General features: G+C 54.8%; 11 protein-coding genes and 1 pseudogene. 6 read left to right on the forward strand and 6 right to left on the reverse strand.

The window, feature by feature from the left end; genetic code table 11:
• Positions 1 to 76: 76 nt before the first annotated feature.
• Positions 77 to 1471: a GGDEF domain-containing protein gene (locus tag JGC47_RS07415; RefSeq protein WP_004157187.1), complete on the reverse strand. Its 1395-nt coding sequence runs from the start codon at positions 1469 to 1471 to the stop codon at positions 77 to 79.
• Positions 1472 to 2062: 591 nt separating this feature from the next.
• Between JGC47_RS07415 and lolC the strand changes: the two genes are divergently transcribed.
• The 5 genes and pseudogenes from lolC to cobB all read left to right on the forward strand — a co-directional run bounded on the left by lolC (position 2063) and on the right by cobB (position 7051).
• Entirely contained in the window at positions 2063 to 3262 is a 1200-nt protein-coding gene (lolC, locus tag JGC47_RS07420; protein ID WP_004157188.1) for a lipoprotein-releasing ABC transporter permease subunit LolC, read from the forward strand.
• A complete protein-coding gene (gene lolD / locus JGC47_RS07425; RefSeq protein WP_004157189.1) occupies positions 3255 to 3959 on the forward strand; it encodes a lipoprotein-releasing ABC transporter ATP-binding protein LolD in 705 nt (234 codons plus the stop codon). Before lolC ends, lolD begins: the two co-directional genes overlap by 8 nt.
• Positions 3959 to 5203 carry a lipoprotein-releasing ABC transporter permease subunit LolE gene (gene lolE, locus JGC47_RS07430; protein ID WP_004157190.1) on the forward strand — a complete coding sequence of 415 codons (1245 nt, stop codon included), beginning with the start codon at positions 3959 to 3961 and terminating at the stop codon, positions 5201 to 5203. The genes lolD and lolE overlap by 1 nt, the downstream gene beginning before the upstream one ends.
• Before the next feature lie 36 nt (positions 5204 to 5239).
• Positions 5240 to 6113, forward strand: a pseudogene (locus JGC47_RS17590) (ROK family protein); the annotation flags it as partial.
• An 8-nt stretch (positions 6114 to 6121) separates the two neighbouring features.
• Entirely contained in the window at positions 6122 to 7051 is a 930-nt protein-coding gene (gene cobB / locus JGC47_RS07440) for a Sir2 family NAD+-dependent deacetylase (RefSeq protein WP_004157192.1), read from the forward strand.
• Here cobB and JGC47_RS07445 read toward each other — a convergent pair.
• Positions 6986 to 8158, reverse strand: a complete 1173-nt coding sequence (locus JGC47_RS07445) for a benzoate/H(+) symporter BenE family transporter (protein WP_004157193.1) — start codon at positions 8156 to 8158, stop codon at positions 6986 to 6988. The two genes, cobB and JGC47_RS07445, sit on opposite strands and share 66 nt — an antisense overlap.
• A 107-nt stretch (positions 8159 to 8265) precedes the next feature.
• Between JGC47_RS07445 and JGC47_RS07450 the strand changes: the two genes are divergently transcribed.
• Positions 8266 to 8826 (forward strand): helix-turn-helix domain-containing protein, encoded by a 561-nt coding sequence (locus JGC47_RS07450; protein WP_004157194.1) that lies wholly within the window; start codon positions 8266 to 8268, stop codon positions 8824 to 8826.
• Positions 8827 to 8975: 149 nt separating this feature from the next.
• Here JGC47_RS07450 and JGC47_RS07455 read toward each other — a convergent pair whose 3' ends face one another.
• From JGC47_RS07455 to purB, 4 genes are all read right to left on the reverse strand, one after another.
• A complete protein-coding gene (locus tag JGC47_RS07455; RefSeq protein WP_004157195.1) occupies positions 8976 to 10103 on the reverse strand; it encodes a ribosomal protein uL16 3-hydroxylase in 1128 nt (375 codons plus the stop codon).
• 198 nt (positions 10104 to 10301) lie between these two features.
• Entirely contained in the window at positions 10302 to 11747 is a 1446-nt protein-coding gene (gene phoQ, locus JGC47_RS07460; RefSeq protein WP_004157196.1) for a two-component system sensor histidine kinase PhoQ, read from the reverse strand.
• A gap of 4 nt (positions 11748 to 11751) precedes the next feature.
• Positions 11752 to 12420, reverse strand: coding sequence for a two-component system response regulator PhoP (gene phoP, locus JGC47_RS07465; RefSeq protein ID WP_004157198.1), 669 nt, complete (start codon positions 12418 to 12420; stop codon positions 11752 to 11754).
• A gap of 123 nt (positions 12421 to 12543) precedes the next feature.
• Positions 12544 to 13914: an adenylosuccinate lyase gene (purB, locus tag JGC47_RS07470; RefSeq protein WP_004164196.1), complete on the reverse strand. Its 1371-nt coding sequence runs from the start codon at positions 13912 to 13914 to the stop codon at positions 12544 to 12546.
• Between the last annotated feature and the right edge of the window lie 18 nt (positions 13915 to 13932).

Here is a 13932-nt window from a genome sequence, read left to right on the forward strand (position 1 = left end):
CATTCCCCGGGCTTGAGCAAAATGAGGGACAGTTGTTGCTCTGCAATGCCAACCCGCGGTGAGCGGGTTGGCATCATTACAACATAAATTCGGGTCGTACCTGGTTACGCCCGCAGCTTTTAGCAATATAGAGCTGTTCGTCGGCGCGTTTAATCGACTCGTCGAGGCTATTCACGTTGCTAATGTTAAGTGAGCTGATGCCAATACTGACCGTCACACTCAAATCGTTACCATTAAAAGTAATCTCATTGTTTTCAACGCTTTGACGCAGACGATTGGCTAACAGTGACGAGCGAGCCTGTGTGATCCCTTGGATCAAAATCAAAAACTCTTCCCCACCCATACGACAAATCAGCGTCGAAGGTGATAATCCATCGCGCAAACACTCAGCGGTTTTAGCCAGTACGTAGTCTCCCGCAGCATGGCCCCATGTGTCATTGATATCCTTAAAGCGGTCGATATCGATCACTAACGCTGCGCCGACAAATCCCTGTTGCCGGTTGCGCCCGCCAACCAGCGAATCCAGTTTTGCGGAAAGACCGCTGCGTGTCAGCGCGCCGGTTAAAAAGTCATAATCAGCACGCCGGGTAATGCGTGCCACCAGCTTTTTATTTGAAAGCGTACTCAGGCTGACAATCAGCGGGCCGATCAGCATGGCCGCCACGCCGAGGCGTGCAGAGGACAAGCTGTCTATGCGAAACAGATCACCCTTACCCTGAATATTCAATACGTTGCCGGCCACCAATATAATTTCGCTAATCCCGGTCAGCATGGTCAGAAAACAGGTGACAAAGAGCGGATAGCTGATGGCGCACCACAATAATGCCGGCAGGGGGAATAGCAAACTGCCACCCCCACCCAGCCAAATCGCGCTGACGATCGTCATGACCAGCGTCAGCAGTGGCAAAAAGCTGCTGTCTCGCAGCGCTGCGGCAATCTGCGGCAGTTGCTGACGGCGCGGCAGGCTGATCATCAGCGGCAACAGCAAAATTGAGGTCGACATCTGTTCGGAAAACCACGAGGACCAGGCTTTAAACAGATCCTCTTCAAAGTAGCGCTGGCTAACGACGGCTCCAACCACAGCACACGCCGCCGCTCCGAGCAGTGATGCCGGAAACAGGTGCAACAAAGCCTGTAAACGACGGGTAAAAGTGCGCCTGAAATGCGTGGTAAGCAGCACCCAGCGCGCGGTGGCAATAAACACAATGTTGGCGGCATTCAACCCAATGGCTACCTTTATGTCGTCGCCAAAGCAGAGTTCGGCGAACAACATGCCCAAATAGAGCACCAGCAGGTGGCTCAATTTGTCCAGTGACGGAAAGCGAACCAGCAATCCCAGAAGCACGGCATTACAGGGCCAGAATAGTGACTGCGAGGCAAAATGACGTGACTCGAGGCCAATACTCGACAGCAGCATGGCAAGGGTAAATAACAGGGTGGCCCGACTAAGGAGATAAGTATTGTTTGGCATCTTTCAGGCTCAGGACGGTAAAAATGAATCGCTCACCAGCCGGCCGGGTTACGGCTGGCTGCGGGCTTTGACACATAACGAGATAAGTTAAATAGCATGAACTTACAGGTTCAAAGGATGCGTGACGCCCGGTTGCAGGCAATTTATCGACATTTTACTTAATGGCCAGGATCTTATTTGGGCGTTCACAAAAACATGTGTCATTAAGTCACTATTAAGGTTACCGATTCTCATCTGTTATGTTGCGGGGCCGTGACGTATTGCATTGCAACGTATAGCGCATTAAAAGGTATCAAGCGAATAAAAAAAACGGACAAGGGGTCAGATTGTCTTATTTCCAGATTAACCTCATTAAGGAAACTGTACTTTTACACGGACATTTTCTCCGCCACGCGGGCATGGTTGTAGGGTGAATATGCTTAACCGGGCGGCAGGGCGGCGCCAGGCAGGTGATATTTGGAAATTATAAGGGAATTTTTCATTCGTTGACGAAACAATGCGCAGAGTCAGTGGCTTAGTGGTTCCATAAAGTGGCGCTAACCTTTATTATCCCCTGCAATTGTTCATTGCCATACACAAAAGACGGATGCCATGTATCAACCTGTCGCCTTATTTATTGGCTTGCGCTACATGCGCGGGCGTGGCTCAGACCGCTTCGGGCGGTTTGTCTCCTGGCTTTCGGCCATCGGTATTACGCTGGGCGTGATGGCACTGGTCACCGTGTTGTCGGTGATGAATGGGCTGGAACACCAACTGGAAAAAAATACGCTTGGGTTGATGCCTCAGGCATTGGTGACCAGCGATTCAGGTTCCATTAACCCCCGGCAGACGCCGGCCGACAGCCTGCATCTGTCCGGAGTGAGTCGCATCACGCCGCTGACTACCGGTGAAGTGGTAATGCAGAGTGCTGGCAGCGTTGGCGTTGGCGTCATGCTGGGGATCGATCCTGATGAAGCCGATCCGCTGACACCGTTTTTGATTAACGTGAAGCAGCAGCAGCTGCGGTCCGGCCAGTATAATGTGATTGTCGGCGAGCAGTTGGCAGGCCAGCTCGGGCTGAAGACGGGTGAACAGGTGCGCATGATGGTGCCCTCAGCCAGCCAGTTTACGCCGATGGGGCGCATCCCAAGCCAGCGCCTGTTTACCGTGATCGGAACTTTCTCCGCTAACAGCGATGTCGACGGTTATCAGGTTCTGGTTAACCAGCAGGATGCCTCTCGCCTGATGCGCTACCCGGCAGGTAATATTACCGGCTGGCGTCTGTGGCTGGATAAACCGTTGCAGGTCGACAGCACCAGCCAGCAAGCCTTACCTGAATCGCTGGTGTGGAAAGACTGGCGTGAGCGTAAAGGCGAACTGTTCCAGGCGGTTAAAATGGAAAAAAATATGATGGGGCTGCTGCTCAGCCTGATCGTTGCCGTGGCTGCTTTCAATATTGTGACCTCACTGGGGCTGCTGATCATGGAGAAGCAGGGGGAAGTGGCTATTCTGCAAACCCAGGGGCTGACGCGTCGGCAGATTGTCGCGCTATTTATGGTGCAGGGGGCAACGTCCGGCGTCGTCGGTTCGCTGCTTGGCGCACTGCTGGGCGTGCTGCTGGCCAGCCAGCTCGATAATTTAATGCCGGTGATTGGTACCTTCCTTGAAGAAGGCGCATTGCCTGTTGAGATTTCTCTGACACAGGTTGCAACGATCACCGTTACCGCTATCATCGTGGCACTGCTGTCAACGTTATACCCATCCTGGCGCGCGGCCGCCGTTCAACCCGCAGAGGCTTTACGTTATGAGTAACAAGATCCTGTTGCAGTGCGACAACCTGTGCAAGCGCTATCAGGAAGGTAGCGTGCAGACCGAAGTTTTGCGCAATGTGAGTTTCGACGTACAGCCAGGTGAAATGATGGCCATTGTTGGCAGTTCCGGCTCAGGTAAGAGTACTCTGATGCATCTGCTGGGCGGCCTGGACACACCAAGCTCCGGCGATGTGCTGTTCGACGGTAACTCACTCAATGCGATGTCCTCTGCGGCGAAAGCCGCATTGCGCAACCGGGAGTTGGGCTTCATCTACCAGTTTCACCATCTGCTGCCAGATTTCAGCGCGCTGGAAAATGTGGCTATGCCGCTGCTGATCGCCAAAACCGCCAGGGAGCAGGCACAGGAACGGGCGGCACAAATGCTAAAAGCGGTTGGTCTTGAGCATCGTGCGGCACATCGCCCGTCCGAACTCTCCGGTGGCGAGCGCCAGCGCGTGGCGATTGCGCGTGCGCTGGTCAATAATCCGCGCCTGGTGCTGGCCGATGAGCCGACCGGCAATCTTGATGCACGCAACGCTGATGCCATCTTCGATCTGTTAAATGAATTGAACCAGCGGCAGGGCACCGCTTTTCTGGTGGTCACCCACGATCTGCATCTGGCCAAACGTCTGCCGCGTCAGAGGGAGATGCGTGACGGTCAGCTCAGTGAACCGATGATACTGGCAGGTAGCTTCTGATGGCGGGACCTCTTTCATTATTGCTTGGTTTGCGCTTCAGCCGGGGCCGGCGGCGCGGTGGCATGGTCTCGCTGATCTCGGCGATCTCAACTCTGGGTATTGCGCTGGGCGTTGCCGTATTAATCATTGGTCTTAGCGCAATGAACGGCTTTGAACGTGAACTCAATCACCGCATTCTGGCGGTGGTTCCGCATGGTGAAATCGAACCCGTTAACCAGCCGTTCACCGGCTGGCAGGCGATGTTACCAAAGATTGCACAGGTCCCCGGGGTGGCGGCGGCGGCACCCTATATCAATTTTACCGGGCTGATTGAAAGCGGCAGCAAGCTTCAGGCGGTTCAGGTAAAAGGGATCGATCCACAGCGGGAAAGCCGTCTGAGCGCGTTGCCATCTTACGTGCAGGGGCATGCCTGGCAAAATTTCGCGCCGGGTAAGCAGCAGATCATACTGGGACAAGGGGTGGCCGGCAGCCTGAAGCTAAAACAGGGCGACTGGCTGACCGTAATGATCCCCAACAGCGATGCTGGCCACAAACTGCTGCAGCCTAAGCGCGTGCGTTTGCAGGTAGCCGGTGTGCTTAAACTCAGCGGCATGCTCGATCACAGCCTGGCCCTGGTACCGCTCGATGATGCACAACAACTGCTGGGTATGGGGGAAAATGTTACGGGTATCGCCATCAAAACGAACAATCCGTTTGACGCGGCTGCCGTGGTGCGCCAGGCAGGGGAAGTGACGCGTTCCTACGTTTACATTCGTAGCTGGATTAGCACCTACGGATATATGTACCGCGACATACAGATGATCCGCACGATTATGTATCTGGCAATGGTGCTGGTGATCGGTGTCGCCTGCTTCAATATTGTTTCCACGCTGGTGATGGCGGTGAAAGACAAGAGCGGCGATATTGCGGTACTGCGCACTTTGGGTGCTAAAGATGGCCTTATTCGCGCCATTTTTGTCTGGTACGGGCTGCTGGCAGGACTGTTGGGCAGCGTAAGTGGCGTTATGGTTGGGGTGCTGGCTGCCGTTAATCTGACGCCAATCATGCACGCTATTGAAGCGGTAACCGGCTACCAGTTCCTCTCCGGCGATATCTATTTTATTGATTTTCTGCCCTCTGAACTGCACTGGCGTGATGTTGCTGCCGTACTGGTGACGTCGCTGGTGCTCAGCCTGATAGCCAGCTGGTACCCGGCTCGCCGCGCCAGCCGTATCGACCCGGCCAGGGTGCTTAGCGGCCAGTGAGCACGGGGGCATGATGCAGTAAGGGTGTGATGTTGCGGCAGAAAATTTGCGCCTGGCGTATGTAACGCTCAGCGGCGGTTTATCTGTCAGCAGCGGGTTACCACCCCTAAAGATGACTATGCACAGCTGCTGGCCCTACTGTAAAGCCTGACGCAGCAGGCTGATGCCTTTTGTGGCGCACAGTTTAGCGTGGTATTGGTATGCCGGGGCTGGGGATAGCGGATGACGGTACGCTGTTTAGCGCTAATATTCCGGCGGTGCGCGGGCGCACGCGACAGGCCGATCTTAGCGAGCGTCTTGGGCGGGAAGTGCTGAAGCCAACGGTTTTGCCCTGTCCGAAGCCTGGAATGAGGAATTCCTCGACTATCCGCTGGTATTGGCGATATTCCCGGCACCGGCGTTGGCAGAGGGCTTATAGTCGACGTGAAGCGATTACCGGGCGTGATCACAGGTTCGGCGAAGCTGGCCATATGCGCCCGGCAGCAGATGCGCTTCAGGTGGCTGGCCGTGAGTTTCCTCTGTTGCCCTGTGGCTGCGGGCAGCAGGGCTGTATTGAGGGCTATCTCTCAGGAAGCGGATTTTGCTGGCTGTGGCAGCATTTTATCAGCAGGCACAGAGTGCACCGGAGATTATCGGTCGTTATGATGAAGGCGAGGCTGACGCGCTGGCACACACCGAACGTTATTGCCAGCTGCCAGCCGTATGTTCAGGCAATATGTTGACGCTGCCGGACCCGCACCGGGTGGTTCCGGGCGGCGGTTTGTCCAACTTTGATGCGCTGTATGACGGCCTTGCAGAACGGGTGAGGTCGCATATGATACCAACTGCCCGGCCACCGCGCTTTGCTAAGGCGCGTTATGGAGACGCAGGAGGAATGCGCGGTGCCGCATTCCTGCACCCGAATGTTTAGAGGATTTAATGATGCGCACACCCCGTCGCCGCCTCAGGCTGGCACGTTACAAGAAGACCCGACGCCAGGTACACCAGCGTTTTCGTCAGCGCATTTTTGAACGCGACCGCAATATTGAGATTGCCCGCGACCGGCTGCCGCGGGTTGTCGTGCTCACCGGAGCGGGCATCTCTGCCGAGTCAGGGATAAAGACCTTTCGCGCCGCAGACGGATTATGGGAAGACCACAAGGTCGAAGATGTTGCCACGCCGGAAGGGTTCGCCCTGAACCCGCAGCGGGTTCAGGACTTTTATAATCAGCGCCGTCGTCAGCTCCAACAGCCGCAAGTTCAGCCGAATGCCGCGCATCTGGCGCTGGCGGAACTGGAAGCGGCGCTGGGCGACCATTTTCTGCTGGTAACCCAGAATATCGATAACCTGCATGAGCGGGCCGGCAACCACAATATTATCCATATGCATGGCGAAATACTGAAGGTACGCTGTACCAACAGTGGTCAGACCGTGCCCTGGAAAGAAGATGTTAAACCCGACGATCGCTGCCACTGCTGCCAGTTCCCGTCAGTACTGCGTCCGCATATCGTATGGTTTGGCGAAATGCCTTTGCAAATGGACGAAATAGGCCAGGCGATCGCTGAAGCGGATTATTTCGTCGCCATCGGCACCTCTGGCCACGTCTACCCGGCTGCCGGCTTTGTGCACGAGGCCCGTTTGCAGGGGGCGCACACCATCGAGCTTAATCTCGAACCGAGCCAGCTGGGTAGCGAGTTTGAACAAAAGCATTACGGGCTGGCGAGTCAGGTCGTGCCTCAGTGGGTTCACAATGTGCTGAAGATGATTGCCCGGCCGATCGCGCAGAACGACGGCCAACCCGCTTTAGCGCCTGGTCAGGTTCAGGACCTGGTGGGCGAGCACTCCGCCGACCAATCCCCAAAATGCTGAAGCGACCCCCAGCAGGGTAACGCCCGAGGCGGTGATCAGAAAAGCGATTGCCGCGGCATCACGCTGCTTTTCATCGCCCAGCGCGCGTTGCAGGCTGGCGGAAAGCGTGCCCAGCAGCGCCAGGCCGGCGATGGTGTGAATCAGCCCCAGCGGCAGTGCATTAAAAAGTTCGACAATGGCACCACCAAATATTCCCGCCAGCAGATAAAAGACCCCGGCCGCCGCTGCCGCCCAATATCGGCGTTGGGGATCTCTGTGCACATCTTCCCCCATACAAATGGCTGCGGTGATTGCTGCGATACAGACGCTAAACACGCCGAACGGTGCCAGCAGCAGGGCAGTCAGCCCGGTCCAGGCAATAAGCGGTGATACCGGTAGCGCATAGCCATGGGCCTTCAGCGCGGCAATCCCCGGCGCGTTTTGGGATGCCATGGTGACCACGAAAAACGGGATGCCAATACCCATCAACGAGGACAGGCTGAAGTGCGGTGCAACAAACTGTGGCATGGCGAAATTTTGCGTGTGGTTGACATGAATATTGCCCTGCATGGCAGCCACCATTAAGCCGGCCAGCAACGTCAACACGATGGCATAGCGCGGCGACCAGCGGCGTGACAGCAGCCAAACCAGACACATGGTGCCGCTCAGGGCAACGTTAACCTGCAGCGCAGCGAAAGCATTAATGCCGAAATGCAGCAGAATGCCGGCCAGCATCGCGCTGGTAATGGCCTGTGGGATAGCGTCCATCAGGCGGGAAAAAATGCCGGTTATCCCGCAAATCAGGATCAGGGCGGAGGCGAAGACGAATACACCAATCGCTTCATTAAGCGGCGTGCCCGGCAAACTGGTGACCAGTAGCGCAGCACCGGGCGTTGACCAGGCGGTGAGTACTGGCGTGCGATACCACAGTGACAGCGCCAGTGTCGTTACGCCCATTGCCAGCCCGAGTACGGTTATCCATCCCCCGATCTGTCCGGCGCTGGCGCCAGCCGCTTCTGCCGCCTGAAAGATGATTGCTGCAGAGCTGGTATAGCTAACCAGCACGGCAACGAACCCGGCGACAAGCGCTGGTAAAGTGGGGCGGCTCAGAGCCTGGGATGAACGCATAGTCGGTTCCTTAAATGATTTCCTGTACGTTATAACGCACAACGTAGCATTGTGCGTTATAACGTACAAGGGGTTATACTCTTTACAAACAGAGTGGAGAAATTATCGTGGACAGGCTGCAACATCATCTGGCGCAAACCCTGAAGGCGCAGCGTGCTACGCGCGGCTGGAGCCTGGCTCAGGCGGCGCAGATTACCGGGGTGAGTAAGGCCATGCTCGGGCAAATTGAACGCGCGGAGTCAAGTCCGACCATCGCAACGCTGTGGAAGATCGCCAGCGGTTTTAATCTGCCATTTTCCGCATTTATCGCTGCGGACATCGCCGATCATGGCGCCACGCGCAGTCAACGTCTGTTACAGGGATATCGTCAGCCGAATCACGGTATGCAGATTGTGCCGTTATTCCCCTACGACGCAGAGACAGGCTTTGAAATGCTGGTCGTCGAGATGGCGCCGGGAGCGCTTAGCGAATCCAGCGCGCATGAGCAGGGCGTGGTTGAGCATGCAATCGTCATCGCCGGGCAGCTGGAGATAGCGGTTGATGGCCGCCGACAGCGGCTTAAAGAAGGCGAGGCGCTGCGTTTTCACGCGGACCAAGCGCACAGCTATTGCAATCCGGGTGAAAAGTTACTCTGTTTTCACAATATCATTCATTACCCGCGTCGGTAATGACGTTTCGGCCGCAGCGACCTGTTCTGAGATAGCTTATTGCCCGCATCGCGGTAGTGACCTCAGAACGGGCAACGGATTATGGCGCTGGCGGGGAGGGCGATCGCGGCCGGGTGACCACCGGCAATGGCCGCCGGTGATGATGGCGTTTATTCATCGTCGGTAAAATACCAGTAGCCGTTGTTCACCAGCGCCGTCAGCTGTGCAAGGAACGAGGGGTCTTCAAGTGCATCACCCAGTTGTTCCTGACCCAGCGTCAGCTGGTTAGCCAGTAACGTCAGAGCAGAGCGATGGGGCGATTCCACACTTTCCCCGTTGATAAATATCGTCTCACCGACAGATACCACACGCAGCCCGCCCAGACGTGAAAGTTGACTACCTTGCTGTAACGCATCATAAACTTCATCCGGCAGATATGGGGGCTCAGGCGGAGCGACATCCAGCTCGTGTCGCGATTGCGAAATAAACTCGCCAAACCACTGGTTGAAATGCTGCGGCTGATTAATGACATCCAGCATCATACTGCGGATGCCGTCCAGCTCGGCGGGGAGGATCTCTGCATTATTTTCACGCATTTGCACGTCTGGATCGCTGAAACGATGGCTACCCAGTTCGCGTGCCAGCACATAGTCGGCAAAACCACTGATTAATTCGCGCCCGCTTGGCGCACGGAAGCCCACCGAATAGTTGATGGCGTTTTCCAGCGAATAGCCTTCATGAGGGAAGCCTGGCGGAATATAGAGAATGTCGCCTGGTTCCATCTCTTCGTCGATAATGGCATCAAAAGGCTCAACCTGTAGCAGATCCGGATGTGGACAGTGCTGTTTCATCTCAAGTTTTTCACCTACTCGCCAGCGACGGCGACCGGTGCCCTGAATGATAAACACATCATACTGATCAAAGTGAGGCCCCACGCCGCCGCCGGGAACCGAAAAGGAGATCATCAGGTCGTCCACGCGCCAGTCCGGAATGGCGCGGAACGGATTCATCAGCGCGGCAGAAGGCTCATGCCAGTGATTAACCGCCTGTACCAGCAGCGACCAGTTATTTTCTCCAAGATGATCATAGCTCTCAAACGGTCCGTGTCCGACCTGCCATTTTCCATCCTGGTGGCTGACCAGGCGACTGTCCACTTCGTTTTCCATCGCCAGTCCAGCCAGTTCATCAGGAGAAATGGGATCGACAAAGTGTTTAAAGCCGCGTTTAAGCACCACCGGGCGTTTCTGCCAGTAGCGTTTAATAAAGTCGGGCCAGTTGAGATCAAGCTGATATTCCATGATGGTTTCCTGAAACGCCAAAGTGGATTGATTATAACAGTGAGCGGCGGTTGCTGGGTACAATGCCCGTCATTCTTCAAGATCCGGGTACGTTGGCTTCACTTCTTACCCGGCTCGTCAAGGGTTTCGCCACCCTTTGTAACGCGCTTGCTGTCTTCCTGCTCACCCAATTATAACGGGTATGGCGTGCCGGGAAGCTTACTGGCGCTGAAAAATGACTTCCATTCGTGCGCCGCCAAGCGTGCTGGTGCTGGCGCTGATCTCCCCGGCGTACTGCTCCAGGATATCCCGTGCCAGCGACAGCCCAAGACCTTGACCCGGGCGCATGGTATCGGCGCGCTGGCCGCGGATAAATATCAGGTCTCGCTTGTTTTCCGGGATACCGGGACCGTCATCTTCAACGATGATGCGCAAGGTGTTTTCAGATTGCTGGACGCTAACCTCGACAAACTCCAGGCAGTATTTACAGGCGTTATCCAGAACGTTGCCCATGACTTCCATAAAATCATTTTGCTCACCAATGAAGATCACTTCCGGGGAAATATCCAGCGTTAAAACCACGCCTTTACGCTGATAAACCTTATTCAGCGCCGAAATCAGGCTGTCGAGTAGGGCGGGTACCGAGTGCAGGTCGCGCTTCAGGGCATGGTGATCGGCCTGCATGCTGGCGCGATGCAAATAATATCCTATCTGTTGCGAAATACGGCTAATTTGCTCCAGCATTATCGGTTCAGCTTGTTGTATGGAAAGGTTACGCCCACCGCGTAATGAACGAAGCGTGCTTTGCAGTACCGCCAGTGGCGTTTTCAGGCTGTGAGCCAAATCACTCAAAGTGGTTCGGTAGCGGGTGTAGCGCTGGCGCTCGTTATCCAGCAGCAGGTTCAAATTGCGTACCAGTCCCTTCAGTTCTTGCGGAGGTGACGGGTCAAGCGTTTCACGGCTACCGCCCTCCAGCTCGCGTACCTGTGCAGCCAGCGTACCGATCGGGCGCAGGCTCCAGTGCGCGGCAAGCCACAACAGGGGAATTATCAACAGCAGATTGACCAGCAGCACGTAGCTGAACCATGACCATACGACATCGGAATGTTGCAACTCCTGAGGAATGGAGTCGACGACCACGATGGTGAGCTTTGGCAGAGTAAGCGTTGCGTCATAACGATTGACCGCTACCGAGTGAGTAAAAGTGTCATTGCCGTCATCATCATAGTCGGTCAGCTTTTTCTGCGCATCACGGTCATTGCCCAGCACTTCACGGCTGGTGTGATTGCTGGTGTCAATTTCGTAAAAATCAGACTTTTTAAGCCATTCACGCTGAATTTTTGCGCGGATATTCGGCACATCCCGCTGTTGCCAGAGCAGTTTACCGCTATCGTCATAAATAAATACCAGCGCTGGGAAATTAAGCGTCATGCGCTCGGGTTGCACGATGGTGAGCTTCTCATCCTGCCATTTAGCCAGGGTGAAAAACAGATTGCTTTCACTGCGCAGCACGCGGTAGGTGTTTTTATCGAAACTCACCACATAACCGACCACGGCAACCATGCCGTAGGAGAGAGACATAGTCAACACAACGGCGGCGGTGGCAAGGAGGAAACGGATGCGTAACGAAAAGGGTTTTATACGGCGAAAACGTGAATTACACATACCTTCAGAGATCGAAGCGGTAACCCTGACCGCGCACCGTAGTGATCACTTCCTGTGCATGTTCTGCCTGAATCTTTTTGCGCAGACGCCCCATCAATACATCGATGGTATGGCTTTCGCGCAGTTCAGCATCGGGATAGAGTTGCAGCATTAGCGAATCCTTGCTGACGACTTTGCCAGCATTACGGATCAAGGTTTCAATAATGGTGTATTCAAAAGCAGTGAGTTTGATCTGGCGGTCGTTGATGGTTAATTCACGGCGCGAGAGGTCAACCTGAAAAGGCTGTAGCGTAATAATTTGTGAGGCCAGACCGCAGTTGCGTCGCATCAGCGCCTGCAAACGCGCAACTACCTCTTCAATATGAAATGGTTTTGTGACGTAGTCATCGGCACCGGCTTCCAGCGCTTCAACTTTGGCTTGCCAACCGTCACGAGCGGTTAAGACCAGAATTGGCTGACGCACTTCCTGAGTACGCCAGCGGCGGATCAGCGCCATTCCGTCTTCATCTGGCAGACCAAGATCGACCAGCGTAATGTCCGGGGTGTGTTCGTTCAGGAAGTAGTCAGCCTCTTTCGCATCTTCAGCGGCATCGACCTGGTGACCCATCTCACGCAGCTGCACCGCCAAATGATGACGCAGCAGTGGATTATCTTCCACAACTAACACACGCATAGCCTAATCCTTAAGAAATTACAGGCCACCAGATATCAGCAGCATAGATTGAAAAGAAGTATAGCGGAGAGCAAATAAACCGCAGCTTAACATGGGCCGACTCGCGCCAGCCCCCAGTACGGCCTATGGCAAATCGTCAACCATCTGAACGGCACGGCCGAGGTAGTTTGCCGGCGTCATTTGCTTCAAACGCGTTTTTTCTTCTTCCGGCAGTGCCAGACTGTCGATAAAGTCCTTCATGCCTTGCGCATCAACGCGCTTGCCACGAGTCAGCTCTTTCAGCTTCTCATAAGGTTTCTCAATCCCGTAACGACGCATCACCGTCTGGATTGGTTCGGCCAGAACTTCCCAGTTGTTATCCAGCTCTTCCAGAAGACGGTCGCGATTCACCTCCAGTTTGGCCACGCCTTTTAACGTTGCCTGGTAGGCAATCAGCGCGTAACCCACACCCACTCCGAGGTTGCGCAGCACGGTTGAGTCGGTTAAGTCACGCTGCCAGCGCGAAACGGGCAGCTTGCTTGCCAGATGTTGCATCACTGCGTTTGCCAGACCAAGATTCCCTTCAGAGTTTTCGAAGTCAATCGGATTAACCTTATGTGGCATGGTCGAAGAACCGATTTCACCGGCAATCGTCCTCTGTCTGAAATGATTTAGTGCGATATAGCTCCAAATATCTCGATCGAAGTCAATCAGGATAGTGTTAAAACGCGCCAGGCAGTCAAACAGTTCGGCAATATAATCGTGTGGTTCGATCTGCGTGGTGTACGGATTCCAGGTCACGCCCAGTGAGGTGACGAACTCTTCACTTAACTGGTGCCAGTCAACTTCCGGGTAAGCGGCGATATGCGCGTTATAATTTCCCACTGCACCGTTGATTTTACCCAGGATCTCGATGCGCTCCAGCTGGCTTAACTGACGTTCGAAACGGTAAGCGACGTTAGCCATTTCTTTACCCAGGGTAGACGGCGTTGCCGGCTGGCCGTGCGTGCGGGAAAGCAGTGGGATGTCACGGTACTGCGCCGCCAGGTCTTTCACTGCGCCAATGATTTTCTTCCAGTAGGGCACAATGACTTCGCGGCGTGCGGTTTCCAGCATCAGCGCATGCGACAGGTTATTGATATCTTCCGAGGTACAGGCAAAGTGAATAAACTCAGAAACGGCATGCAGGGCAGGGACCGAGGCGACTTTCTCTTTCAGAAAGTATTCCACCGCTTTAACATCGTGATTGGTAGTGCGCTCGATGGTTTTGATGCGGGCTGCATCTTCTTCGCTAAAAGTAACAATAACGTTATCAAGGAAAGCGTTTGCGTTGGCGTCAAATGCCGGAACTTCCTGGATCTCATCGCAAGCGGCCAGTTTTTGTAGCCAGCGAATTTCGACCTCGACGCGGTATTTAAGCAGGCCATACTCGCTAAAAATAGCACGCAGTGGGCTGACCTTGTCGCCGTAGCGGCCATCTACAGGTGAAACGGCGGTCAGAGAAGATAATTCCATTGTAGCTGCTCCTGGATC

The sequence above is a fragment of the Erwinia amylovora genome (genome assembly GCF_017161565.1).
Lineage (GTDB): Bacteria > Pseudomonadota > Gammaproteobacteria > Enterobacterales > Enterobacteriaceae > Erwinia > Erwinia amylovora.

Coding starts and splice junctions, on each gene's coding strand:
- JGC47_RS07415 (WP_004157187.1), bottom strand. CDS start 1,471: ATGCCAAACAATACTTATCTCCTTAGTCGGGCCACCCTGTTATTTACC.
- lolC (WP_004157188.1), top strand. CDS start 2,063: ATGTATCAACCTGTCGCCTTATTTATTGGCTTGCGCTACATGCGCGGG.
- lolD (WP_004157189.1), top strand. CDS start 3,255: ATGAGTAACAAGATCCTGTTGCAGTGCGACAACCTGTGCAAGCGCTAT.
- lolE (WP_004157190.1), top strand. CDS start 3,959: ATGGCGGGACCTCTTTCATTATTGCTTGGTTTGCGCTTCAGCCGGGGC.
- cobB (WP_004157192.1), top strand. CDS start 6,122: ATGATGCGCACACCCCGTCGCCGCCTCAGGCTGGCACGTTACAAGAAG.
- JGC47_RS07445 (WP_004157193.1), bottom strand. CDS start 8,158: ATGCGTTCATCCCAGGCTCTGAGCCGCCCCACTTTACCAGCGCTTGTC.
- JGC47_RS07455 (WP_004157195.1), bottom strand. CDS start 10,103: ATGGAATATCAGCTTGATCTCAACTGGCCCGACTTTATTAAACGCTAC.
- phoQ (WP_004157196.1), bottom strand. CDS start 11,747: ATGTGTAATTCACGTTTTCGCCGTATAAAACCCTTTTCGTTACGCATC.
- phoP (WP_004157198.1), bottom strand. CDS start 12,420: ATGCGTGTGTTAGTTGTGGAAGATAATCCACTGCTGCGTCATCATTTG.
- purB (WP_004164196.1), bottom strand. CDS start 13,914: ATGGAATTATCTTCTCTGACCGCCGTTTCACCTGTAGATGGCCGCTAC.